22 protein-coding genes and 1 pseudogene are annotated in these 24,683 nt (G+C 66.6%); 18 read left to right on the top strand and 5 right to left on the bottom strand.

Annotation, left to right across the window (positions count from 1 at the left end):
• Positions 1 to 119 precede the first annotated feature (119 nt).
• The 10 genes from MLP_RS22985 to MLP_RS22945 all read left to right on the top strand — a co-directional run bounded on the left by MLP_RS22985 (position 120) and on the right by MLP_RS22945 (position 9,501).
• Positions 120 to 1,358, top strand: a complete 1,239-nt coding sequence (locus MLP_RS22985) for an ABC transporter substrate-binding protein (RefSeq protein ID WP_013865600.1) — start codon at positions 120 to 122, stop codon at positions 1,356 to 1,358.
• 119 nt (positions 1,359 to 1,477) lie between these two features.
• Positions 1,478 to 2,434 (top strand): carbohydrate ABC transporter permease, encoded by a 957-nt coding sequence (locus tag MLP_RS22980; protein WP_013865599.1) that lies wholly within the window; start codon positions 1,478 to 1,480, stop codon positions 2,432 to 2,434.
• A gap of 11 nt (positions 2,435 to 2,445) precedes the next feature.
• Positions 2,446 to 3,261: a carbohydrate ABC transporter permease gene (locus MLP_RS22975; RefSeq protein WP_013865598.1), complete on the top strand. Its 816-nt coding sequence runs from the start codon at positions 2,446 to 2,448 to the stop codon at positions 3,259 to 3,261.
• 70 nt (positions 3,262 to 3,331) lie between these two features.
• The gene (locus MLP_RS22970) at positions 3,332 to 4,126 is read left to right on the top strand and encodes a ThuA domain-containing protein (RefSeq protein ID WP_013865597.1); all 795 of its coding nucleotides are present in this window, start codon (positions 3,332 to 3,334) and stop codon (positions 4,124 to 4,126) included.
• On the top strand, positions 4,119 to 5,234 hold the full coding sequence (locus MLP_RS22965) for a Gfo/Idh/MocA family protein (RefSeq protein ID WP_013865596.1): 1,116 nt from the start codon (positions 4,119 to 4,121) through the stop codon (positions 5,232 to 5,234). The genes MLP_RS22970 and MLP_RS22965 overlap by 8 nt, the downstream gene beginning before the upstream one ends.
• 713 nt (positions 5,235 to 5,947) lie before the next feature.
• On the top strand, positions 5,948 to 6,412 hold the full coding sequence (locus MLP_RS22960; protein ID WP_156821268.1) for a GNAT family N-acetyltransferase: 465 nt from the start codon (positions 5,948 to 5,950) through the stop codon (positions 6,410 to 6,412).
• A gap of 36 nt (positions 6,413 to 6,448) precedes the next feature.
• Positions 6,449 to 6,580, top strand: a complete 132-nt coding sequence (locus tag MLP_RS29290; RefSeq protein WP_269453371.1) for a hypothetical protein — start codon at positions 6,449 to 6,451, stop codon at positions 6,578 to 6,580.
• Between the two features lie 5 nt (positions 6,581 to 6,585).
• A complete protein-coding gene (locus tag MLP_RS22955) occupies positions 6,586 to 7,080 on the top strand; it encodes an FABP family protein (RefSeq protein ID WP_013865593.1) in 495 nt (164 codons plus the stop codon).
• 300 nt (positions 7,081 to 7,380) lie between these two features.
• The gene (ygfZ, locus tag MLP_RS22950; RefSeq protein ID WP_013865591.1) at positions 7,381 to 8,373 is read left to right on the top strand and encodes a CAF17-like 4Fe-4S cluster assembly/insertion protein YgfZ; all 993 of its coding nucleotides are present in this window, start codon (positions 7,381 to 7,383) and stop codon (positions 8,371 to 8,373) included.
• Positions 8,374 to 8,469: 96 nt separating this feature from the next.
• On the top strand, positions 8,470 to 9,501 hold the full coding sequence (locus MLP_RS22945) for an asparaginase (RefSeq protein WP_231851379.1): 1,032 nt from the start codon (positions 8,470 to 8,472) through the stop codon (positions 9,499 to 9,501).
• Between the two features lie 132 nt (positions 9,502 to 9,633).
• Here the strand turns inward: MLP_RS22945 and MLP_RS22940 are convergent, their stop codons facing one another.
• Positions 9,634 to 10,416 carry an NAD(P)-binding domain-containing protein gene (locus MLP_RS22940; RefSeq protein WP_013865589.1) on the bottom strand — a complete coding sequence of 261 codons (783 nt, stop codon included), beginning with the start codon at positions 10,414 to 10,416 and terminating at the stop codon, positions 9,634 to 9,636.
• Positions 10,417 to 10,827: 411 nt separating this feature from the next.
• Between MLP_RS22940 and MLP_RS22935 the strand changes: the two genes are divergently transcribed.
• The 4 genes from MLP_RS22935 (at position 10,828) to MLP_RS22920 (ending at position 15,364) form a co-directional block, all read left to right on the top strand.
• Positions 10,828 to 11,592: an HAD family hydrolase gene (locus MLP_RS22935; RefSeq protein ID WP_013865588.1), complete on the top strand. Its 765-nt coding sequence runs from the start codon at positions 10,828 to 10,830 to the stop codon at positions 11,590 to 11,592.
• On the top strand, positions 11,589 to 14,102 hold the full coding sequence (locus MLP_RS22930; protein WP_013865587.1) for a glycoside hydrolase family 65 protein: 2,514 nt from the start codon (positions 11,589 to 11,591) through the stop codon (positions 14,100 to 14,102). Before MLP_RS22935 ends, MLP_RS22930 begins: the two co-directional genes overlap by 4 nt.
• Positions 14,103 to 14,201: 99 nt before the next feature.
• Entirely contained in the window at positions 14,202 to 14,720 is a 519-nt protein-coding gene (locus MLP_RS22925; RefSeq protein ID WP_013865586.1) for a helix-turn-helix domain-containing protein, read from the top strand.
• A complete protein-coding gene (locus tag MLP_RS22920; RefSeq protein ID WP_013865585.1) occupies positions 14,717 to 15,364 on the top strand; it encodes an MbeD/MobD family mobilization/exclusion protein in 648 nt (215 codons plus the stop codon). The genes MLP_RS22925 and MLP_RS22920 overlap by 4 nt, the downstream gene beginning before the upstream one ends.
• 146 nt (positions 15,365 to 15,510) lie before the next feature.
• On the opposite strand, the gene MLP_RS22915 is transcribed toward MLP_RS22920, so the two are convergent.
• On the bottom strand, positions 15,511 to 15,729 hold the full coding sequence (locus MLP_RS22915) for a hypothetical protein (RefSeq protein ID WP_156821266.1): 219 nt from the start codon (positions 15,727 to 15,729) through the stop codon (positions 15,511 to 15,513).
• Positions 15,730 to 15,833: 104 nt separating this feature from the next.
• Entirely contained in the window at positions 15,834 to 17,696 is a 1,863-nt protein-coding gene (gene typA / locus MLP_RS22910; RefSeq protein ID WP_013865583.1) for a translational GTPase TypA, read from the bottom strand.
• A gap of 153 nt (positions 17,697 to 17,849) precedes the next feature.
• Here typA and MLP_RS29590 point away from each other — a divergent pair.
• Together MLP_RS29590 and MLP_RS22905 are read left to right on the top strand one after the other, a co-directional pair.
• Positions 17,850 to 18,095, top strand: a pseudogene (locus MLP_RS29590) (SLAC1 family transporter); the annotation flags it as partial.
• A gap of 128 nt (positions 18,096 to 18,223) precedes the next feature.
• Entirely contained in the window at positions 18,224 to 19,375 is a 1,152-nt protein-coding gene (locus MLP_RS22905) for a GTPase family protein (protein ID WP_013865581.1), read from the top strand.
• On the opposite strand, the gene MLP_RS26805 is transcribed toward MLP_RS22905, so the two are convergent.
• A complete protein-coding gene (locus MLP_RS26805; RefSeq protein WP_172641615.1) occupies positions 19,366 to 20,172 on the bottom strand; it encodes an ankyrin repeat domain-containing protein in 807 nt (268 codons plus the stop codon). The genes MLP_RS22905 and MLP_RS26805 overlap by 10 nt on opposite strands.
• Before the next feature lie 173 nt (positions 20,173 to 20,345).
• On the opposite strand from MLP_RS26805, the gene MLP_RS22895 reads away from it, so the two are divergent.
• The gene (locus tag MLP_RS22895) at positions 20,346 to 22,247 is read left to right on the top strand and encodes an alpha-amylase family protein (protein WP_013865579.1); all 1,902 of its coding nucleotides are present in this window, start codon (positions 20,346 to 20,348) and stop codon (positions 22,245 to 22,247) included.
• Positions 22,248 to 22,366: 119 nt separating this feature from the next.
• Positions 22,367 to 23,119, top strand: coding sequence for a phosphoglyceromutase (locus MLP_RS22890; RefSeq protein ID WP_231851378.1), 753 nt, complete (start codon positions 22,367 to 22,369; stop codon positions 23,117 to 23,119).
• 812 nt (positions 23,120 to 23,931) lie between these two features.
• On the opposite strand, the gene phoU is transcribed toward MLP_RS22890, so the two are convergent.
• A complete protein-coding gene (gene phoU / locus MLP_RS22885; protein ID WP_013865576.1) occupies positions 23,932 to 24,597 on the bottom strand; it encodes a phosphate signaling complex protein PhoU in 666 nt (221 codons plus the stop codon).
• Positions 24,598 to 24,683: the final 86 nt, after the last annotated feature.

Genomic DNA, 24,683 nt, shown 5'->3' with positions numbered 1-24,683 from the left:
CGATAGTTAATCGCTTTACCGCATCCACTACCAGACCCCGTCGTTCCTGGTCACCTATCGGTTAACCGCTTTGAGCCCGGCTTCGGACGACACCTTCCAGCAAAGGAGCTGATCGCGCGATGATCCCCAAGAAGGTCGCCGCTGGCATCGCCCTCGCGGCGGCGCTGCCCCTCACTCTCACCGCGTGCGGCGGTGGTGGTGGATCCGAGGAGGGCTCCGGCTCGGCAGCGACCGAGCAGGTCAGCAGCCTGTCGATCCTCGACTACTACAACAACGACCCGGACAAGCATCTGGTGCAGAAGGGTCTCGACGTTTGCGCGAAGCAGCTCAGCATCACGATCAACCGGGAGACCGTGCCCGGTGACACGCTGATCGCCAAGGTGCTGCAGCAGGCATCGTCCAAGACCTTGCCCGACGTGTTGATGCTCGACAATCCCGACATCCAGCAGATCGCCGCGACCGGAGCACTGGCGCCACTGGGCGAGTACGGCATCACCGGCGAAGGCATCCAGGAGGGCGTGGTGCAAGCCGCCACGTACGAGGGTGGGCTCTACGGTCTGCAGCCGGTCACCAACACCATCGCGATCTTCTATAACAAGAAGATCCTCGACGAGGCGGGCATCAAGCCGCCGACCACCTGGGCCGAACTCAAGGACAGCGCGAAGAAGCTGACCAAGGGTCAGCAGTACGGCTTCGCCTTCGACGCCACCGCCGACTACGAGGGTGCCTGGCAGTTCCTGCCCGCGATGTGGACCAACGGGGGCGACGAGACCGCTCTGACGACCCCAGAGGTCGCCGAGGCACTGCAGCTGTGGAAGGACCTGGTGGACTCGGGCGCATCCTCCAAGAGTGTCGTGACCTGGAGTCAAGGCGACGTCGCGGACCAGTTCAAGGCCGGCCGCGCCGCGATGATGCTGAACGGCCCGTGGAACATTCCCTCGCTGTCGGAGGAGAAGAGCCTCGAGTGGGGCGTTGTCACCTTCCCGGTGAACAAGGACGGTCAGCAGTCGGTGGCCCCGCTCGGCGGTGAGGCCTGGACCGTCCCGCTGACCGGGGACGAGGCCAAGCAGGCGAAGGCGGCGGAGTTCGTCAAGTGTCTGAACTCCGACGAGGTCGCGCTGCAGTTCGCCAAGGACCGCTACGTCGTCCCGACCAACCTCGAGCTGGCCAAGACGTACGCCCAGGAGGTGCCCGAGATGGCCGCCTTCGCGCAGCAGGTCGCGACCGCTCGCTCCCGCACCGGCCAGCTCGGCGACAAGTGGCCGGACACCGCGAAGGTCATCTACACCGGTGTGCAGCTCACCCTGACCGGTCAGGCGGCCCCGGCTGACGCGATGGCCAAGGCCGGCGCGCAGTAGTCGCCCTGGGATGAGGGCCCGCCGATCCTTGGCGGGCCCGCCCCGCCCAACCACGCTGCCCCACCCAACCACCCTTCCCCCAACCACCCTGCCCAGCCCAACCACGGAAGGACGGCTCGATGACGAGGACCGATACTCCGACGGTCACCGCTGCCGCTGACAGCAGCAGCACCCAGGCGCTCCGCCGACGTCACCGGCGCGCCGAGCAGCTCGCCAAGCTCGGCTTCGTGATCCCCGCCGGCATCGTGTTGGTGCTGTTGTTCGGCTACCCGGTGGTCAAGAACTTCACCATGAGTTTCCAGGACTACGGCCTGAAGACCTTCTTCACCGGCAAGGCACCTTTTGTCGGGTTCGAGAACTACGGCACGGTGGTGAGCGATCCGATCTTCACCAAGGCCCTGGCCAACACCGCGCTGTTCACCATCGGGTCAATCATCTTCCAGTTCACCATCGGCATGCTGCTGGCCCTGTACTTCCACAAGAACTTCCCGCTCAGCGGGGTGCTCCGCGGGTTGCTGCTGATGCCCTGGCTGATCCCGATGATCGTCGCCAGCGCGACCTGGAAGTCCATGCTCGACCAGGACTCGGGGATCGTGAACCGATTCCTGATGGGCATCGGACTGTCCGACTCACCGATCCCGTGGCTCAGCTCGACCGAATTCGCCCTGGTCGCGGTGATCATGGTGAACATCTGGATCGGCATCCCGTTCAATGTGACGCTGCTCTACAGCGGGCTGCAGGACATCCCGGACGACCTGTACGAGGCGGGCGCCCTCGACGGGGCCACCGGCTGGAAGGCGTTCTGGCACATCACCTGGCCCAACCTGCGCGCGGTCGTCGGTGTCGTGGTCATGCTCGGGGTGATCTACACCCTGAAGGCGCTGGACATCATCCTCGGTCTGACCCGAGGCGGTCCGGCGAATGCGACCCAGACCATCGCCACGATGTCCTACCAGCGCTCGTTCGTGGAGTTCAAGTTCGGCCAGGGTGCCGCCTTGAGCAACATCTTGATCTTGATCTCGCTCGTGTTCGCGATCGTCTACCTGCGGCTCACCCGTCGCCAGGTCGACGAGTGAGGAGCTGACCCTTGTCCAAGTCCACCAGGCGCTCCTACCTGCGCACCGCGATCGCGATCGTCCTGCTGGCGATCATGCTGTTCCCGCTGTACTGGATGGTGAACGCCTCTCTCCAGGCCTCCGGCAACACGTTGAACGCGACCTTGTTCCCCACGGACGTGAGTCTGGACGGCTACCGGGTCGCGATCCAGGACCAGGGCCGGAACCTGGTCACCAGCCTGATCATCGCCGCCGGCACCGTGATCATGACCTTGGCCGTCGCCACGCCCGCCGCGTACGCGCTCGCGCAGTTCCGTTTCCGGTGGGTCGGGATCGCGTTGCTGCTGATCTTGATCACCCAGATGATCCCGGGCATCGTGATCGCCAACGGGCTGTACTCCGTCTACGAGAGCCTCGGACTGCTCAACTCGATCCCGGGCCTGATCATCGCGAACAGCACCGCAGCGATCCCGTTCGCGATCTTGATCATGCGATCGTTCATGATCGGAGTGCCGCCGTCCATCGTGGAGGCGGCCCGAGTCGACGGTGCTGGCCTGTTCCGCTCGTTCATCTCGATCGTGGTGCCGATCGCGCGCAACTCCTTGATCACGGCTGGGTTGTTCACCTTCCTGTTCGCCTGGAGCGACTTCCTGTTCGCGCTGACCCTGACCACCAAGGGTGATGTCCGACCGGTCACCTTGGGCATCTATACCTATCTCGGTTCGCAGGTGCAGAACTGGGGTCCGGTGATGGCGACCGCCACCTTGTCCGCGATCCCGGCCATCATCCTGCTCGTGATCGCCCAGAAGTACATTGCCGCCGGTGCCACCGGCGGGGCTGTCAAATAGCAGCCACGCGATTCACTCACACTCACTCAACGCCATAGTTCACGACCCACGACTCAGTTGAAGGACTTCCATGACCAGCACGGATAGCTCGACCCTGCGCGTTCTCGTCTGGGGTGAGAACCGGCACGAGCAGATCCAGCCACACGTCCGCAAGATCTACCCCGACGGCATGCACACCACCATTGCGGAGGGCATCACCGAGCAGCTCGGGGAGAGTGCGACGGTGTCCACCACCACCCTCGACGAACCCGAGCACGGGCTCACCGAGGACGTGCTGGCCAGCACCGACGTACTCGTCTGGTGGGGGCACGCCGCGCACGCCGAGGTGGCCGACGACGTGGTGGACCGGGTGCACCAGCACATCTTGTCCGGGATGGGTCTGGTGGTGCTGCACTCGGGGCATTGGTCGAAGATCTTCGGCCGGCTGATGGGCACCACCTGCACGTTGCGCTGGCGCAGCGAGCAGGACCGGGAGCTGGTGTGGACGGTGAATCCCACGCATCCGATCGCCCAGGGTGTGCCGAACCCGATCATCATCGATCAGCAGGAGATGTACGGGGAGTTCTTCGACATCCCCGCCCCGGACGAGCTGATCTTCATCTCCTCCTTCACCGGGGGCGAGGTATTCCGGTCGGGCTGCACCTTCCGTCGTGGCCACGGGAAGATCTTCTTCTTCTCACCCGGCGACCAGGACTACCCGGTCTACTACCACTCAGACGTGCGCAAGGTGATCGCCAACGGCGTGCAGTGGGTGCGCAGCGAACTGCCGGAGCGGACGATCCCGACCCTGTTGCGCTACAACACCGACGACTTCTTCAGTGGCCACGACTACACCGGTCCGATCGAGGACCACGGGGATGAGTGAGCGGCCACTACGCCTGATCCAGGTCGGCGCCGGTGGCATGGGTCGTGCCTGGCTGGCCGCCATCGGGGCCGACCCGGAAGTCGAACTGGTCGGGCTGATCGACCTGGACACCGCGGTCGCCGAGAGTGCCGCCGGGGCGGCAGGCTTCGGCGGTGTGCCGATCGCGACGGCGGTGTCGGAGTTGCTCGCCGCCGGTGTCGCCGCCGACGCGGTGGTCAACGTGACCGTCCCGCGGGCTCATCACCCGGTGAACACGGCCGTGCTGGCCGCCGGGCTGCCCGTCCTGTGCGAGAAGCCATTGGCCGACTCGGTGGCGGAGTGCCTGTCGATGGTGGCTGCTGCGGAACAGTCGGGTGAGCTGTTGATGGTGTCGCAGTCGCGCCGCTATTGGCGTGCGGTCGGTGCGCTGCGCCGCCAACTGGCTGCGCTGGGCCCAATCGCCTCCGCGTCCTGCCAGTTCTCCAAGGCCCCGCATTTCGGCGGCTTCCGGGCGGAGATGCCGTACCCGCTGCTGGTCGACATGGCCATCCACCAGTTCGACCTGGCCCGGCACCTGATCGGTCGCGAGCCAACCGCGGTGTTCGCCCGGTCCTACAATCCGTCCTGGAGCTGGTACGCCGGCGACGCTTCCGCGGCGGTGATCTTCGAGTTCGGTGATGGCGTCACCTTCACCTATGACGGGTCGTGGTGCACGCCGGGACTCGAGACCTCGTGGAACGGGGCCTGGCGATTCGGTGCGGCCCGCGGGTCGGCGGTCTGGGACGGCGACAACGTGCCGCAGGCCGAAACCGACGACGGGATGGCGGTGCCCGGTGACCTGCCCGACGTGCCGGAACAGATCGCGGGGTCCTTGGCGGAGTTCGCCGACGCGGTGCGATCCCGGGCGGCCGGCGAGGCGGTGACCCCGAACGGCGAGGTGCACACCAACGTGCTCAGCGTCGCGATGGTGGAGGCGGCCGTGCGATCGGCCGAGACCGGAGTCCGGGTGGAGCTGGCCACCATCATCGAGGACGCGTACGCCAAGGCTCTGGACGACGAACGGAATCCGGCGGTCCGTGCGGTGCTGGCCTCCTGGACCTCGGTCCAGGAGGTCGTGGGTCTGGTCTAGCTCGCCGTATCGCTCCCGGCCCCATTCCCACTTCGCACCAACTGGATCAACCGCGCACCATGGGTGGGTATACGGGGTGCGAAGTCGCGGCAGTTGGTGCGAAGTGGGGATTGGGGTGGTGTGACCTGCGGTCGCCGGTCTGGCTGGCGCCGCCAAAGATGTACGCGGCTCTGACGGGATGCTGAGTCGTTTTGCGCCGCCGGGCCACGAACGACCGCCAGTTGCGCGTGCGCGGCGTGCCTCTCGCGCCGCCGGGCCACCGACGATCACCAGTTGCGCGTGCGCGGCGTACGTCTCGCGCCGCCGGGCCACCGACGATCACCAGTTGCGCGTGCGCGGCGTACGTCTCGCGCCGCCGGGCCACAAACGATCGTCGACCAGGCGTGCGCGGCGCACCTCTCGCGCCACGGGACCACAGATCAGCGCCGGAGCGGTGACTTCTGGCTCTGTCAGGTGGGATCGCTGATCGAGAAGGAGGCAAGGCACCTGTTCACGGCCGAAACAGGTGCCAAAAGTCCTTCTCGCGGGGACCTGCGCCGAAGGGTAGGCCGAAGGGGACGTGCCTGCACCCGCCTCCACCGCCGAAGTCCCGCATCGACTTCGCACCAATTACGTCTTCTTCGCACCAGGCGTGCCCGCGCGGTTGCATCAGCTGGTGCGCAGCCGGGACTTGAGATGGCGCCACACGGCGGGTGTACGGCAGGATCACGGTCGTGGCGATCGAGGTCGTGTTCCGAAATCTGGAGCCGTCGGACCTGTCCGACCTGGACTGGAGCGGGGGTGCGGAGCACCTGACAGCGATCGCCGAGGTCTTGCCGTTGATGGTTGCCGACGAGGCGGACTATCTGGTCAGCGAGTTGCCGAACGGTCGGCTGGTCGCCGCTGGTGGTGCGGATCTGAGACCGGTTCCGGGAGTCGGTGTGTTGTGGCAGCTGTCCGTGCACCCGCTGTTGCGAGGCCTGGGCATCGGTACGGGACTGATCGTAGCATTGGAAGAACGGCTGCGTGCTCGCGGGCTCGCCGAGGCACGGCTCAGCGTGGAGCACGACAATCCGGACGCGGCTCGGCTCTATCGGCGGTTGGGCTACCGCGACTGTGGCTCGGCCGTCGAGTCCTGGCCAGTGGCGGGCGGCCGTCGCTATGTCACCGTCACGACCGTGCTGCGCAAGGACCTGTGACCTGCGCCCGGCAGCAGCGAAGCTAGACTCGCCGACATGTCACTGGTCAGCGTGTTCGCGATCTTGCTGGTGGTCGGCGTCGTCGCACTCGGGATAGCGGCGCTGGTCGGCTTGATCGTGTTGCTTGCCCGGGGCCGCGGCGCGGTTGGCACGGGCGTGGAATCCTAGACGTCGTGCCTTTCGAGATTCCATCTGACCTGAACCCCGCCCTCACCCCGTTGGCCTGGCTGCTGGGCCGCTGGGAGGGCACTGGCCGTGCCTCCTACCCTGACACCGATGACCTCGAGTTCGGTCAGCAGATCGACTTCGCCGACAACGGCGGGGACTATTTGCACTACCTCTCCCAGACCTATCTGCTCGACGACGAAGGCCAGCCCAGCAAGCCGCTGTCCATGGAGACCGGCTTCTGGCGCCCACAGTCGGACGGAAACCTCGAGGTCGTGCTCTGCCAGCCAGGTGGCTACGCCGAGGTCTGGTACGGCAAAATCGCCGGTGCAAAGATCGAACTGGCCACCGACGCCATCCTGCGCAGCGTGACGGCCGACGAGTACAGCGCCGGCCAGCGCCTCTACGGCTACGTCGAGGGCGACCTGCTGTGGACCTTCGACAAGGCCGCCGGCGGTCACCCGCTGCAGAACCACCAATGGGGACGGCTGCAACGCGCCTGACCTCGGGGCTTTCGCACAGCGATCCACCGCTGAGGTGGGTTTGCTCCGAACCTCAGGTCTGCGCCGGCCTCCGCTGCTCCCAGGCGCGCCGCAACTCAGCAGCCACTCGCCCCCGATCCGACACCACCAGGCCAGGTCTCGCGCGTCTTCACCACGATCCCGTCGACTCCCAGTGGTATCCGCACGAGGTAGGGCAACGTCGAATCCGATTCCGGGTTGCGCGCCATCAACAGGTCGTCCGGCACATGACCAGCCTGACACGACATCCTCGGTCGTCGTGATCGGACATAGTCTCGACGCGTGGTGAACTCATCTTCTCCTGTGCTGATCGAGAGCGGTGTCGATGCCGGGCAGCCCTGGCACTATGGCGATCCGATGCGCGAGCAACGCCTGCTGGATGCCGGTGAGGGCGCGGTCGACCTGTCGCATCGCGGCGTGATCACGATCACTGGTCCGGATCGGCTGAGCTGGCTGCACTCGCTCACCACCCAGCACCTGAGCGACCTCGCGCCCGGGGTAGGGGTGACCACCTTGGTGCTGTCTCCGCAGGGTCACATCGAACATGCGCTGTACGGGGTCGATGACGGCGAGACCTTCTGGGCGCATACCGAGCCGGGAGCCGCGGCAGCGGCCGCGCAGTGGCTGGACCGGATGCGTTTCATGATGCGGGTCGAGGTCGCCGATCGCTCGGCGGGGTACGCGGTCGTCTGGGTCGCCGGAGCTGCCGATCCGGCGGACGGATTGGCTCGGACCGGGCCTGACTCGTTGGGTGGGCACGAGGTTTTCGTACCTCGCGCCGACCTGCCGGCCATGCTCGCGGCGTACCCCGCTGCCGGGCTGTGGGCGTACGAGGCTCGGCGGATCGCCGCCGGTGTACCTCGGATCGGTGTCGACACCGATCATCGCTCGATCCCCAACGAGCTGGGGCTGCTGGGGCCGGCGGTGCATCTGGACAAGGGGTGCTATCGCGGTCAGGAGACCATCGCCCGGGTGCACAATCTCGGCCGTCCGCCGCGTCGGCTGGTCCGGCTGCACCTCGACGGCTCGGTCGATACCCTGCCGCCGGTCGGAGCGACGCTGACCCTCGACGGTCGTCCGGTCGGGTTCGTCGGCGGTTCCGCCAGGCACTACGAGCTGGGCCCGATCGCGCTGGGTCTGGTCAAGCGGAACACCGACCCCGGACGCGATCTGATCGCCGCCGGCCCCGGCGAGGACGGCGAGCCGGCCATCGCTGCCGGCCAAGAGGTGCTGGTCGACCCCGAAGTTGGCTTGCACGTTCGTCCCCGGCTCTGACGCGGCCCCGGATCCTGCGATTTTGTTCAAGGGTCCCCCTCAGGAGTGGCCCATTGAACAAAATCGGGGACTGGGGTGGGGAGTAGCCTCGCCAGGGTGACCGACATCGCCTCTGTGACTCCGGCCCTGGCGTCAGGAACCCATCAGCCGCACGATGCCGACGACCCGTTTGCCATCGATCCGATTCTGGTCGAGGTGGTCCGCAACGGGACGATCGAGAGCGTGCACCACGGCCGCGTTGCGGTCACCGCGCCCGATGGCAGTCTGGTCCGGGAACTCGGGGCCGTGTTCGCCCCGATGTATCCCCGCAGCTCCAGCAAGCCGATGCAGGCCGTGGGCATGGTGCGGGGAGGACTCGACCTGCCGCCGGACCTGCTAGCCCTGGTTTGTGCGTCTCATTCCGGCGAACCGTTCCACGTCGAGGGGGTACGTCGGATTCTCGCCGGCGCGGGGTTGTCCGAAACCGATCTGCAGACCCCGCCGGACTGGCCGATCGACGATGAAGCGGCCGAGGGTGTGATCCGGGCCGGCGGCGAGAAGGCGTCCATCACCATGAACTGTTCCGGCAAACACGCCGGAATGCTGGTCACCGCCAAGCTCAACGGCTGGCCCACCGACACCTATCGTGACCCGGATCATCCGGTCCAGTTGGCGATCCTGCAGACCATCGACGACCTGGCCGGCGAGCAGGCCAGCCTGCCGGCGATCGACGGGTGTGGGGCACCGCTGTACGCGGTCAGCTTGTACGGACTGGCGCGGGCCTTCGGCCGGATTGCCGCCGCCACAGACGGGGCCGAGGTCAAGATCGCCGAGGCCATCCGGGCCCATCCCGAGAACGTCTCCGGCACCCACCGCGATGAACTTGCCCTGCATCGGGCGATCCCGGGACTGATCGGCAAGGCGGGAGCGGAGGCCGTTTATGCGGTCGGTTTGCCTGATGGCACCGGCATTGCGATCAAGATCAGCGACGGATCACCTCGCGCTCGGGCCGCCGCGATGGCGGCCACGCTGCGGCGACTCGGCTACGAGCATCCGACCCTCGACGACCAGGCCGCTACGCCGGTGCTCGGCCATGGTCAGCCGGTCGGCGCCATCAGGCCGGTCGCCGCCGCCTTCGAGAGACTGTAAGCGGCGTCCGTCAGACATAGCGGTCGACCAAACAAGGGACAGACGTGAGGCTCAGTCCGTGTCACCCGGCGTGTCGCGGCCTGGCGAGCGGTTGAGCCACGTGTTTGTCACACCTTCGGCCGACAACCCCTCCTATGAACGCACCCGCTCCTGGTAGAGCTTCTCCAGCTCACCAGCGAGCGCCGCGAACATTCCGGCGCCGGTTAGCGTTACCCGGACCTGCTCGTTCAGCCCGCCCGGGGTCTCGTGCTCCACGACCGCGTCCGCCAACTCGGACGGGTCCATCGCGATCGATTCGGTGGCCAGGCCGTGGAGTTGCGAGGTCACATAGCCTGCCGCCTGCGCGCGATCGAAACCATGACTGGCGATCCAGTCGATGGCCGCGTTCTGGAAGGCGAAGAAGCTCGACATGATCGAGGAACCGGCGCTCAACACGCCGACCTGTTCCTCCCGCTCCAGCACCACCACGTTGCCGCAACCGGCCAGCAGCGTCTCGACCTCCGGAATGCTCGGATACAGCACCACCGGCCCGACGCCCAGCGCGATCATCGGCAATGGGATCAGCTGACCCACCGTCTCCGCCGGGGCGACCAGGGGCCGAAGTTGTGCGGGTGGCCAGGCTGCAGCGACCCCCACGATGATCTGGTCGGGCCGGAACTCCAGGGCGGCGCAGGTCTCCGCGACCTGGTCAGGCAGCACCGCGATCATCACGATGTCACTGCCGTCCACCACGGCTTGGTTGTTCGGGAGGACGCGCGCCTGTGGGAACCGAGCGGCCAGCGCTTCGCTGCGTGCCGCCGAGCGAGGAGACAGCAGCACCTCGACCGCGGCCGGCTCCGGACGGTTCAAGACGGCGGTGACGATGGCTGCGGCGATGGCGCCGACCCCGATGAACCCGACGCAGAGTTGACTCACCCCTGCACCCTAGAGGCCCTCGTCCCGGCCCCCACTCCCAGTCCCACGCGAGCAGGATCTGAGTGGGGCGCTGGGAGCGCAGCTGAGCAGCGAGTCGACGACCAGCACTGGTCGCGAGCGGCCGTGAGGCGGAGCGTGGGCTGCGTCTGGACCGACGAACGAGCAGACGCGCTTTATGTCTGTGAGTGAGAAGGGAAGACGGAGTCCTGGGAGCGCAGCTGAGCAGCGAGTCGACGACCAGCACCGGTCGCGAGCGGCCGTGAGGCGGAGCGAGGGCTCCGTCTGGACCGACGAACGAGCAGATGCGCTTTATGTCTGTGAGTGAGAAGGGAAGACGGAGTCCTGGGAGCGTAGCCGAGCAGCGAGTCGACGACCAGCACCGTAACCGGGCCACCATGTGCGAGGCATAGCATGCCGATCGTGGACCTTGACGAATTCGACACTGTGCTCTTTGACCTCGACGGCGTGCTGACGCCGACGGCCGAGGTGCACATGCGGGCCTGGGAGAAGATGTTCTCCGACTACCTGGCGGATCACGGGATCGCAGAGCCCTATCAGGAGAGCGACTACTTCGACTACATCGACGGCAAACCCCGGTACGACGGCGTGCGGTCGTTCCTCGCCTCCCGAGGCATCACCCTGCCTGAGGGGTCGCCGGACGATGCACCCGATGCGGAGACGGTCTGCGGGCTCGGCAACCGGAAGAACGCTGCCTTCGCGTCGGTGCTGGCCACCGAAGGAGTCCAGCCCTACCCGGGTTCGGTGGCGTACCTCGATCATCTCGCCGCCGTCGGGACCAAGGTGGCGGTCGTCTCTTCCTCCCGCAACGCCCCGGCGGTGCTGGCCGCCGCCGGACTGGCGGACCGGTTCGAGGTGGTCGTCGACGGTGTGGTGGCCGCCCGCGAGAGACTGGCCGGCAAACCCTCCGCCGCGACCTTCCGGTATGCCACCCAGCAGCTCGGCGCAACGGTCGCGCGCGCGGTGGTGGTCGAAGACGCGCTCTCCGGAGTCGAGGCCGGGCAGGCCGGCGGCTTCGGGCTGGTGATCGGCGTCGACCGGGGTGTCGGGGCTGACCGGCTGCTCCAGGCCGGAGCGGACGTGGTCGTCAGCGATCTCGCTGAGCTGCTGCCGGTCGACTCGACGGACTCTGACGGCTCGCAACCAGCCGACTCATGAGAGGGTCACGCGGCGACGATCCGCTCGAGGTCATGGATCCGTTGGATCGCCATCGATTCCCGGCCGATCCGTGGCGGCTGGTGGAGACCAGCTACAGCAATCTCGATCACGGGGTCACCGAGACGCTGTTCGCGGTGGGCAACGGCTATCTCGGGCTGCGCGGCAACGTCGAAGAGGGCCGGGAGACCTACGCGCACGGCAGCTTCATCAACGGCTTCCACGAGACCTGGCCGATCCGCCATGCCGAGGAGGCGTTCGGCTTCGCCCGCGTCGGCCAGACCATCGTCAACGTCCCCGACAACAAGACGATCAAGCTGTACGTCGACGACGAGCCGCTGCTGTTGGCTGTCGCCGATCTGATCTCGTACGAGCGGGTGCTGGACTTCCGCTCCGGGCAGCTGATCCGGGACCTCACCTGGCGTACGCCGGGTGGCAAGCGGGTCCATCTGCGTTCCACCAGGATGGTCTCCTTCGCCCAGCGGCATCTGGCGATCATGACCTTCGAGGTCACCATGCTCGATCACGGGGCGCCGGTGGTGATCTCGTCGCAGACCCTGAACCGGCAGGACGGCAGGGACGAATATCACGTCAGATCTGCCGCGATGGGCGCCGGAGTGGACCCGCGCAAGGCGGAGACATTCGAGGATCGGGTGCTTGATCCGCAGATGTCGCGGGCCGAGGACGACCGGCTGCTGCTGGGCTATCGCTGTCATAACTCGACGATGACCCTGGCCGTCGGCGTCGACCATCACATCGAAACCGAGAACGAATACACCAAGCACATCAGCGCCGACGAGGACACCGGCAAGATGGTCTACCGGATCGACGCCGAGCCCGGCCGCTCGATCAAGATCACCAAGGTGGTCAGCTATCACAGCTCGCGGGGGGTCCCCGTGCGCGAGCTGGCCGACCGGTGTCGCCGTACCTTGGACCGGGTCAAGCGGCACGGTGTCGCGCAGCAGTTCGCGGACCAGCGACAGTGGCTGGACGACTACTGGGCTCGCTCCGATGTGGAGATCAACGGGCAGCCGATCGTGCAGCAGGCAGTGCGCTGGAACCTCTTCCAGCTGGCGCAGGCCGCCGGACGGTCGGAGCAGGCAGGCGTACCGGCCAAAGGAGTGTCCGGCTCCGGCTACGGCGGGCACTACTTCTGGGACACCGAGATCTACGTGCTGCCGTTCCTCACCTACACCTCGCCGTGGATGGCGCACAGCGCGCTGCGTTTTCGCTACAACATGCTGGCGGCCGCCCGGCGCCGAGCCGCTGATCTCGCCCAGCACGGTGCGCTCTTTCCCTGGCGGACGATCAACGGCGAGGAGGCGAGCGCCTACTACGCGGCCGGCACTGCGCAGTACCACATCGACGCCGACATCAGCTATGCCCTGATGAAGTACATCAATGCCAGCGGCGACGACGACTTCCTGTGGCGCGAGGGCGTCGACATCCTGGTCGAGACGGCGCGACTGTGGGCTGACCTGGGTTTCTGGCGCGAGCGCAGCGTGTACACGGGCGCGGCGCGTTCCTTCCACATCCACGGGGTGACCGGCCCGGACGAGTACACCACCGTGGTCAACGACAACCTCTTCACCAACGTGATGGCGCGCTACAACCTGGCCAAGGCGGCCGAGGTCGTCCGGCAGTTGGCCGAACGCGACGGGATCATGTTCCAGCAGACCATCGCTCGGCTGGAGTTGGATCCGCAAGAGGTGGACGAGTGGGCCGCCGCGGCGGAGGCGATGGCGATCCCCTACGACGAGGGGACCGGGATCCATCCGCAGGACTCGCACTTCCTCGATCGCGAGGTGTGGGATCTCTCCGCGACGCCGGCCGATCTGCGGCCGCTGCTGCTGCACTATCACCCGCTGGTGATCTATCGGTTCCAGGTGATCAAGCAGGCCGATGTGGTGCTGGCGCTGTTCCTGCAGGGCGATCACTTCTCTTTGGAGGAGAAGCGGGCCGACTTCGACTACTACGACCCGATCACGACCGGTGACTCGACCTTGTCCGGGGTGGTGCAGTCGATCATCGCGGCGGAGGTGGGCTACCGGAGTCTGGCGCTGCGCTACTTCTACAGCTCGCTGTTCGTCGATCTCGCCAATCTGCACGGGAACACCAGCGACGGCGTACACGTCGCGTCCACCGGTGGGGTCTGGAATGCCTTGGTGTACGGGTTCGGCGGAATGCGGGACTACAACGGCGTGATCGCCTTCGATCCACGGCTGCCTGTCGACTGGGAGCGGCTGGCCTTCCGGATCACCCTGCACGGGGTGCGGCTGCGGGTCGAAGTCGTCCACGGTGCGATCAGTTTCGAGGTCGAGGACGGGAAATCGGCGGTGGTGTCGGTACGCGATCAGCCGGTCACGGTGATGGCGGGGGAGCCGATAACTGTGCCGCTGCTAGGCCAAGGGCCCCAGCTGGACGGCGAACCGGCTCTGCACTCGGGCGATCGTCGCCAAGATGGCACCTTGATCATCGCGACCGTGCCGAATGCGCGTACGGGTCGGCGTTGATCGGCGCGTCGCTCAGTCCCAGGTCGATGTGAGCGGCCTCACGCTAACTGAATCACGCATCTGCTTGCAATTGCAAGCAGATGCATGCACCATGGATCCATGGCACGGATCAAGACCCCGAATCTGGGAGAGCAGTTGGGCACGCTGGGCGAGTTCATCGCCTCGCAGCGGCGGGCCGCAGAGCTGTCGCTGCGCCAGCTGGCGGAGCAGACCGGGGTGTCCAACCCCTACCTGAGCCAGATCGAGCGCGGACTGCGCAAGCCGTCCGCCGAGGTGTTGCAGCAGCTGTCCAAGGCGCTCCGGGTCTCGGCCGAGACCCTCTACGTCAAGGCCGGCATCTTGGATCCGGACGACCATCCGGCAACCACGGTGGAGACCGCGGTGCTGGCTGACCTCGCCATCACCGAGCGTCAGAAGCGTGTGCTCATCGACGTTTACCAGTCCTTCGTCAAGGAGAACGAGAAGGACGGTGCTCCGGCTCAGACCGAGAGCGGATCCGATGAGCCCCAGCCCGCACCGGGCGAACCCACCTCGGGTGACATTTACCCACCCACCACGGGTAACACTTACCCACCCACCACCCACGACCACATCCCGAACGAAGGAGAACAGAAATGACCACCACGACCACCCGCAGGCCGACGCCGGCACAGGACCGCAAGGCCGCCATCGAGTCGGAGTATGCCCCGCTCTACGCGGCCGCCGGGCTCACCGACCTGGCCGTCGAGTCGATCAAGAACCTCGTCCTGGCCACCCAGGAGAAGGCCACCAAGCAGCTGACCGAGTGGCAGGGCAGCTTCGCTGGGCTGCAGAGCAAGGGCAGCGAGCAGGCCAAGCACGCCGGCGAGTTCGTCCGTGCTCTCCCTGAGCAGGTCAAGGCCCTGCCGGAGCAGTTGAAGACCCTGCCGGAGACCACCAAGGCCCGGATCGAGGAGCTGGACAAGCAGCGCAAGGAGTTCCTGGCCGAGGCAACCGTCACCTACGGCGATCTGGCCGGCCGGGGCAAGAAGGTCATTGACGACAGCGTGATCGCGGTGCGCAAGACCAGCGCCGACGTGCAATCCGATGTCGAGGAGAAGGTCGACGAGGTCCGCGAGGATGTCGCTGCCGCTGTCGATCCGGAGATGGCCGAAGCCGCCCGCGAGGCCGAGAGCGCCAAGCGGTCGGCCGCTGCCAAGAAGGCCGCCGCCACCCGCAAGGCCAACAAGGCCGCCGCCGCGAAGAAGGCCGCCGGCAGCGCTGACACCGAAACCGCGGCCTGATTCACGGCGCCAGATCGCGCGGCGCTTGATCCCTGGGCGATCCTGCCGGGTGTTCCCGGCAGGATCGCACAGTCTGCGGGCGGCTCGCCCCGGGTCACCGCTGCGGCCGGTAGATCAGGGTCTCACCATGAACCCGATCGATGGACTCAGCCACCCGATAGTTGGCTCGGATGGTGGCCAACATCTCGGGCGCGAGGGACGTTGCGGACGGCGGCCAGCAGGAAGCCACCTGCCAGGCTCAGGGCGGTGCCCAGCTCCAGCAGGTAGTTCACACTGGACCCAACTTTGCCCGCAGTCAGCATGACCGCGAACGCACCGAGTGCGTACGGGAGGAGGAACTGTGCCGACTCCTGTCGATGACGCACGGCGATGACCAGCAACCTGGAAGCCCGCCCCTACGCACCCGAGACAGGGCTCGCCAACGCCCCCTCGGCCGTGGTCGGAGTCTAGCGACGCAGTGTCGGAAAGGTCAGCCGTGCTTGGCGCGGGAGCGGACCTTGCTCCGGTCGTTGGCGGAGAGGATCACTTTGCGGATCCGGACCGCATTCGGAGTGACCTCGATGCACTCGTCGCCGCGGCAGAACTCCAGCGCCTGCTCCATGCTCATCAGCTTCGGCGGGATCAGCCGCTCCAGCTCGTCACCGGTGGAGGAGCGTACGTTGGTGAGCTTCTTCTCCCGGGTCGGGTTGACGTCCATGTCATCGGCGCGAGCGTTCTCGCCGACGATCATGCCCTCGTACACCTCGGTGCCGGGGCCGACGAACAGGGTGCCGCGCTCCTGCAGGCTGAACGACGCGTACGAGGTCACCGCGCCCTTGCGATCGGCGACCAGGGAGCCGGTCGGCCGGGTACGCAGGTCGCCGTGCCACGGTTCGTAGGCCTCGAAGACGTGGTGCATCAGACCGGTGCCGCGGGTCTCGGTGAGGAACTCGGTCCGGAATCCGATCAGGCCGCGGGCGGGCACCACATACTCGATCCGGACCCAGCCGGTGCCGTGGTTGACCATCTGCTCCAGCCGGCCCTTGCGCAGACCCATCAGCTGAGTGACCACGCCGACGAAGTCCTCGGGCACGTCGATCGTCAGCCGCTCGACCGGCTCATGGATTTTGCCGTCGATCTCCCGGGTCACCACCTGCGGCTTGCCGACGGTCAGCTCGAAGCTCTCCCGACGCATCATCTCCACCAGAATCGCCAACTGCAGTTCACCACGACCCTGGACCTCCCAGGTATCGGGCCGATCGGTGTTGAGCACCCGAATCGACACGTTGCCGATCAGCTCCTGATCGAGCCGGGCCTTCACCAGCCGTGCGGTCAGGTTCTTGCCGGACTTGCCGGACAGCGGCGAGGTGTTGATGCCGATGGTCATCGAGATCGACGGCTCGTCGACGGTGATCAGCGGCAGCGGCTTGGGGTTCTCGGGATCGGACAGGGTCTCGCCGATGGTGATGTCCGGAATACCGGCAATGGCGACGATGTCGCCCGGCCCGGCGGACTCGGCCGGCTCCCGCTCCAGGGCGTTGGTCATCAACAGCTCGGACAGCTTCACCGTCCGGATCGAGCCGTCGGCCCGGCACCAGGCGACCGCCTGGTTGCGCTTCAGATTTCCTTCGATGATCCGGCACAACGCCAGTCGACCGAGATAGGGCGACGCGTCGAGGTTGGTGACATGCGCCTGCAGCACCGCGCCCTCGGTGTAGGAGGGCGCCGGGATGTGGTCGTAGATCGCCGCGAACAGCGGTTCCAGGTCCGGTGAGTCCGGCATGGTGCCGTTCTCCGGCTGCTCCATGGAGGCGCGACCGGCCTTGGCCGAGGCATAGATGACCGGGAAGTCGAGCACATCGGTCTCGTCGTCCTCGAGCAGATCGAGGAACAGTTCGTACGTCTCCTCGACCACCTCGGCGATCCGGGCGTCGGAGCGGTCGACCTTGTTGACCACGACGATGATCGGTAGCTTCTTGGCCAGCGCCTTGCGCAGCACGAACCGGGTCTGGGGGAGCGGACCCTCCGAGGCATCGACCAGCAGCAGCACCCCGTCGACCATCTCCAGGCCGCGCTCCACCTCGCCGCCGAAGTCGGCGTGACCAGGGGTGTCGATGATGTTGACGGTGACGGTGGAGCCGTCCGGGGCGGTGTGCTTGACGGCGGTGTTCTTGGCGAGGATCGTGATGCCCTTCTCCCGCTCCAGGTCCATCGAGTCCATCACCCGCTTCTCGACGTCCTGTCCGACGCGGAAAGCTCCGGACTGCCAGAGCATGGCGTCCACCAAGGTGGTCTTGCCGTGGTCGACGTGGGCGACGATCGCGACATTACGCAGATCGTGACGAATGGGCATCGTGAAACTCTCTGATGGACGTGCTGGGTCGTTCCTGCGAAGCGCAGTGGTGCCGGACTGGTGGGACTGCGGCCGACCGATGGGCAACCCTGCGATTCTACGGGCAGGTCACCGGCGACACCCAAACTCGCGTGCGCAAGGACGTGGTCGAGAATGCCGAGAGAGGAGGCGCTCGCCCTGGCCGGTCGGTCCGACCACGCGATCCGGGGACTGGTACCCGGCTATTTCGCGCTGGTGATGGCCACCGGGATCGTGTCGGTGGCGGTGAACGACGCCGGGCAGCACACGCTCTCCGCAGGTCTGCTGTTGATCGCCGTCGGCGCCTACCTCGTGTTGATCACTCTCGATCTCATCCGTGTCTGGCGGCACCGCGATGCGATGGCCGACGACTTCGGTGACCCGGCGCGGTGTCTTCCGCAAAACAGTGTGACGGTCGGGGATCTACCTGAGCTGTGCGGTCTGGACCCACCCGTACGCTGGCTGCGGGTCCAGCACACCGGCCCGGGTCCCGAACGAGAGTGGGAAGCATGGCTGTCGAAGACGCGTTCAACGAGTCGTTCCGCGGCGAGTACGAACGGCAGAACGAGTCGCTGGGGCGGTTCAACCTGGTTCTGTTCGGCAAGACCGGCGTCGGCAAGTCGACGCTGGTCAACGCGATCTTCGGCGAGGAGGTCGCGCGCACCGGGATCGGCGAGCCGGTGACCAAGGGCAGCCATCTCTATCTGGACAAGATCGGTCACCTCGGTCTGGTCGACACTCAGGGCCTGGAGATCGGCAAGGACGACCGGGAGATCCTGCGCGACCTGGACAAGGTGATCAAAGAGAGCCGTAAGCTGCCGTTGTCGGAGCAGATCCATGTCGCCTGGTACTGCGTTCGTGGCATGGATCGGCGGTTCGAGGAGTCCGAGGCAGAGTTCGTCCGCCGGCTCGATGAGTTCGGGTTGCCGGTGATCATGGTGTTCACCCAGGTGCCGTTCCGTAACGGGCAGTACCACCCGGACGCGATCGCGTTGGCGCAACAGGTAATCGCCAAGAACCTGCCGATCGAGAATGGTCGGCCCTACTTCACCTTCGCCAAGGCGGACGAGTTCGCGGGCCAGGCGGCGTACGGCCTGCAGGAAGTCCTCGATGCCACCTTTCGTTGCGCGCCGGAAGGCGTGCACGGAGCCCTCACCGCGGCGCAGGAGATCGATCTTTCCCGCAAGACCAGCGAAGCGCAGAAGGTGATCGGGGCCGCCGTCGCCAGTGCCGGCGCGGCCGCTGCCATCCCGATCCCGTTCTCGGACGCCACCCTGCTGGTGCCGATCCAGCTCGGCATGATGGCCAAGATCGCGCATCTCTACAAGATCAAGTTCGACCGGGCGGCCCTGATGGCCATCGTCTCCACGACCGCCGCCACTCAGGTCGGCCGGGCCACCTTCACCGGACTGTTGAAGCTCGTGCCGGGTGCGGGCACCGTGATCGGTGGAGCGATCGGCGCCGGGGTGGCCAGCACCTTCACGTACGCGATGGGTCAGGCCTGGCTGAAGGTGTGCCAGCAGGTCCATGCCGGCAAGCTCGGTGGGCTGGATGGAGCCTTGGACAACGAGCAACTGCGTGAGGCGTTCCTGGCCGAGTTCAAGAAGCGGCTCGGCAAAGGCGCGGGCTCGAAGGCCTCGACCGGCGCGGCTCAGCGATAGCGCTCCGCGCGGGGCACCAGCGGAACACGGTGCTCCTGCAGCCAGGCTGCGGTCTGAAGATGCTGGCGGTGCGCAGCCCAGCTGAGCAGGGAGTCGTCGAAGGAGAAGTAGTAATCCTGGAACGTGTTGCCGGCGACGTTGCGGGCCGTCGGATCGGCACCGAGTTCGAGCAGTCGCAACACCAGCGCACCGGTGCCGGCGCGGGCACAGATGTGCAGGGCACGGTCACCTGCGCGGTCCCTCGCCTCGACGTCGGCCCCACCCGCGACCAGGGCCTCGAACGTCGCTGCGTGCGCCGCCAGGCACGCCTCGCGCAGTGCGGTGGTATCGGAGTACGCCACCCGGACGTCCGGGTCGGCCCCGGCTGTCAGCAGGATCCGGGCATACCGCGGATCGGATTGGCGTGCGGCGTCGTGCAGGGGCGCGCGCCCGGCCCGGCCCAGCCGGTCGCGCAACGCGCCCGCTTCGAGCAGCGCCTCGAGACCGTCGGGACTGCCGGACTCGATGGCCCACTGGGCCATGGTGATGTAGTCCGTTCCCACTGCATCGGGATCGGCCCCGGCCTCGACCAGCTCGACGATCCGGTCATGGTCTCCGGCGGTGACGGCCGTGGCCAGTGCCAGCGCCGTCGGATCCGTGCCGTAGTAGTGCTCGGCGTCCGCGCGGGAGCCGGCAGTCAGGGACGGGATTCCGGCGGTGCCGAGGATCGCGACGATGACGAGCGCGACGATGGTGGGGATCCCGACGAACACGATCAGGGCGCGGGCGTGGTGGGGTCGGCGTGCTGACCGTCTCACATCCGCAGCCTGCGCTGGCACCGTCTCGATCCGGCTCATGGCGTACCCCGATGGTCACGCAACGGTCACTATGATCGGGCCGGACTTCCGCCCGCGCCAGTCCTGCCCATAGATTGCCAGTCCTGCCCATGAATGCGACCCAGAGAGTAACCGTCCCACTAGGGTGAATCGCAATGACAATTCCTGATGCCGCCGGGCTGCTCGACGGAGAGCCGGCCCACGACCAGGTGGTGTTCGCCGCCAGGCTGCAGCGCTACTGGCCGGACCTGCTTGCGGGTCTCACAGGCGCCTATCCGGAGCACGCGGTCGAGATGGCCCAGCGGGCCGTCGAGATCGCCGCCAGCAGCTTCCGACGACGGCCCGAGGATCTGCGGCTGCTCGACCTGCGTCGACATGCCGACCCGCAGTGGTATCAGCATCCGCGGATGCTCGGCTATGCCGCGTACGCCGATCTGTTCGCCGGTGGGCTGCGCGGGGTGATCGACAAGGTCGACTACCTGGCTGAGCTCGGCGTCACCTATCTGCATCTGATGCCCCTGCTGAAACCCCGTCCCGGTCCCAATGACGGCGGGTATGCGGTGATGGACTATCGGGCCGTCCGCGAGGATCTCGGGAGCATCGACGACCTGCGTGAGCTGGCGACCGCGCTGCGTCGGGTCGGCATCTCGCTGACCGTCGACCTGGTCTTGAACCACGTTGCCATGGAGCACGATTGGGCGCGGGCGGCAGCCGGCGGTGATCACTACTATCGCGACTACTTCTTCATGTTCGCCGATCGGGATATCCCCAACGCGTACGAGCGCACGCTGCCGGAGGTCTTTCCTGACTTCGCACCCGGCAATTTCACCTTCGACGACGAATCGCAGTCCTGGGTGTGGACGACGTTCAACACCTGGCAGTGGGACCTCAACTGGCGCAATCCCGAGGTGTTCTTCGAGTTCGCCGACATCATCTGCTGGTTGGCGAACCTCGGGGTGGAATGCATCCGGCTGGATGCCATCGCCTTCATCGTCAAACGGCTCGGCACCAGCTGCCAGAACCAGCCGGAGGTGCACGCGATCACCCAGGCATTGCGCGCGATCGCTCGGATTGCGGCGCCCGCCCTGATCTTCAAGGCCGAGGCGATCGTCGGTCCGACCGATCTGCCGGCGTACCTCGGCGTCGGCAAGCATGCCGGACGGGTCTGCGATCTGGCGTACCAGAACTCGTTGATGGTGCAGATCTGGTCCACCTTGGCGGCCAAGGACACCCGACTGCTGTGTACCGCGCTCAATCGGTTCCCGGCCAAGCCGCCGAGCACGGTGTGGGGCACCTATCTGCGCTGTCACGACGACATCGGCTGGGCGATCGATGACGACGATGCCGCCGCGGTCGGGCTGGACGGCTTCGAGCATCGCCGGTTCCTGTCGGATTTCTATGCCGGCAGCTATCCGATGAGCGACGCGCGCGGTCTGGTGTTCCAAGAGAACCTCGCCACCGGTGATCGGCGGATCAGTGGCACTGCGGCATCGCTGATCGGCATCGAGGCGGCACTGGCCAGCGGTGACGAGACCCACCTCGACCTGGCGATCCGGCGACTGCTGCTCGCGTACCAGATCGTGTACGGGTTCGGCGGGCTGCCGCTGGTCTACATGGGTGACGAACTGGCGCTGCGCAACGACTACGACTATGTCGACGACCCCGCGCATGCCGATGACAACCGCTGGGTCCATCGGCCGCCGATGGACTGGACAGCGGCTGAGCGCCGGCACGTCGAAGGAACCGTGGAGCATCGGGTCTGGCACGGGCTGCGGCATGCGGCGTCGGTCCGGTCGGGGCTGGCGAGCATGGATGCCGCAGTGGAGACCGAGGTGATGGACCCGGTCAATCCGGCGGTGCTGGTGTTCCAGCGTCGTGCGGCCACCCAGAACATGGTGGGCATCTACAACGTGACCCCGGAACCACAGCGGCTGCCGCGATGGGTGGTCTCGCTGGGCAACTGGGCGGTCGATGCGCTCACCGGCGAGAGCCCACTGACCGACCGCGAGATCATCCTCAAGCCCTATCAAGCGCGCTGGCTGGTTCAACCGGCCTGACAGGAACGAGCCCAAGTCGCCGGTGCCTGATTCAACTAACCCCGACTTTTACACCGCCATCGACATCTCACGTGGGTCTTGCTCCAGAACTTGGGCAGTGCGCCACTAGAGTGCGGAACGTGTCTGCAACCTTGATCCTGCTTCGCCACGGCGAGAGCGAATGGAACGCCACCAACCAGTTCACCGGCTGGGTGGACGTCGACCTCACCGCGAAGGGCGAGGCCGAGGCCAAGCATGGCGGTGAGCTGCTGGTCGAGAACGACCTGCTCCCCGACGTGCTGCACACCTCGCTGCTCAAGCGCGCCATCCGTACCTCCCAGATCTCTCTCGAGGTCGCCGACCGGCACTGGATCCCGACCAAGCGGCACTGGCGGCTGAACGAGCGGCATTACGGTGCGCTGCAGGGCAAGGACAAGGCCGCGACGCTTGCCGAGTTCGGTGAGGAGCAGTTCATGCTCTGGCGCCGCTCGTACGACACCCCGCCGCCCGCTATCGACAACGACAGCGAGTTCTCCAACTTTCACGACCCGCGGTACGCCGGCATGCCGCCGGAGCTGCGGCCACAGACCGAGTGCCTGAAGGACGTGCTGGAGCGGGCGCTGCCGTACTGGTACGACGAGATCGTCCCGGACCTGGCCGCCGGCAAGGTCGTGTTGGTCGTGGCGCACGGCAACTCGCTCCGGGCGATCGTCAAGCACCTCGACAAGATGGGCGACGCCGAGGTCGTCGGGCTCAACATCCCCACCGGCATCCCGCTGCTCTACGAGCTGAACGACGACTTCACCCCGGTCACCGTCGGTGGGCGTTACCTCGACCCGAACGCCGCCGCAGCGGCTATCGAAGCGGTCAAGAACCAAGGTAAGAAGAAGTAGGAGTGATCCTGACCCGACTTCGCATCAGCTGACCTGCCCCGATTCCGACTTCGCACCAGCTGGTGCGACTGCGCCCCAAGCACGCCTGGTGCGAAGAAGACGTAATTGGTGCGAAGTCGATGCGGGATTTCGGCGGTGGAGGCGGGTGCATGTAGGTCCCTTTCGGCCCACGCCTTCGGCGCAGGTCCTCGCGAGAAGGAGGTTTGGCACCTGTTTCGGCCGTGAACAGGTGCCTTGCCTCCTTCTCGATCAGCGATCCCACCTGACAGAGCCAGAAGTCGCCGCTCCGGCGCTGATCTGTGGCCCGGCGGCGCGAGAGGTGCGTCGTGCGCGCCTGGTCGACGGTCGTCCGTGGCCCGGCGGCACGAGAGGTACGCCGTGCGCGCCTGGTCGACGGTCGTTTGTGGCCCGGTGGCGCGAGAGGTACGCCGTGCGCGCCTGGTCGACGGTCGTTTGTGGCCCGGTGGCGCGAGAGGTACGCCGTGCAGGCCCGGTCAGCGGTCGTCCGTGGCCCCGCGGCGCAAAACGTACGGCCGCGTACGCGCAACTGCTGGTCGTCGGTGGCCCCGCGGCGCGAAACGACTCAGCATCCCGTCAGAGCCGCGTACATCTCTGGCCCGGCGGCGCCAGCCGGACCGGCGACCTCAGGTCACACCACCCCGATCCCCACTTCGCACCAGCTGGTGGGACTGCGCACCAAGCACGCCTGGTGCGAAGAAGACGGAATTGGTGCGAAGTCGAGGTTGGGACGCCGAGCCACGGCTGGTCGTGCCCAGCGGGACTCCGCCAGAACTCGGGGCGACCAGCATGCGTCAGGGTTGCGGCCAGTATTCGGTCTCGGGGAACTCGCCGGTCACCACATAGATGATCCGGCGGCCCATCGAGGCCGCGTGATCGGCGATCCGCTCGTAGTAGCGGCCGAGCAGGGCCACGTCGACGGCGGCCTCCACGCCGTATTCCCAGCCGTCTCCCAGCATCACTCGGAACTGGCTGGAACGCAGGTCGTCCATCTCCTCGTCGCGTGAGCGCAGGTCCTCGGCGCTCTCGATGCTGCGACTGCTGAGGGTGTGGCCGGCGGTCACCACCATCTTCTCAGCGACATCGCCCATTCGGACGAAGTTGGGCCGCAACAACTCCGGCACGGCGACCTCCGGATAACGCAGCCGCGCGATCTTGGCCACGTGGGCGGCCAGGTCTCCCATCCGTTCGAGCTCGGTGACCATCCGCAACGACGCCACCACCGTACGGAGTTCGCCGGCGACCGGGGACTGCCGAGCCAGCAAGGTGAAGGCGCGCTCCTCGATGTCGGCCTGCATCCGATCGAGCTCGGTGTCGTCGCCGATGACCTGCTCGGCGAGATGGATATCGGCGTCCAGCAGAGCGCTGGTGCTCGATCGGACGGCGATCGCCACCTTCTGACACATGTGCACCAGATCCGCCAGGATGTCGTCGAGCTGGTCGTGGTAGCTGTCGCGCATGGGGATTCCTCGGGATTGATCAGAAAAGCTCGACTTCGAGCCTATGCCCGAAATGGACCGGCTGGCGAAGTTCGGATGTGAACGAG

The organism is Microlunatus phosphovorus NM-1, from assembly GCF_000270245.1.
Lineage (GTDB): Bacteria > Actinomycetota > Actinomycetes > Propionibacteriales > Propionibacteriaceae > Microlunatus > Microlunatus phosphovorus.
The sequence above is the reverse complement of the archived record's forward strand: the minus strand, read 5'-3'. Positions and strand labels throughout refer to the sequence as shown.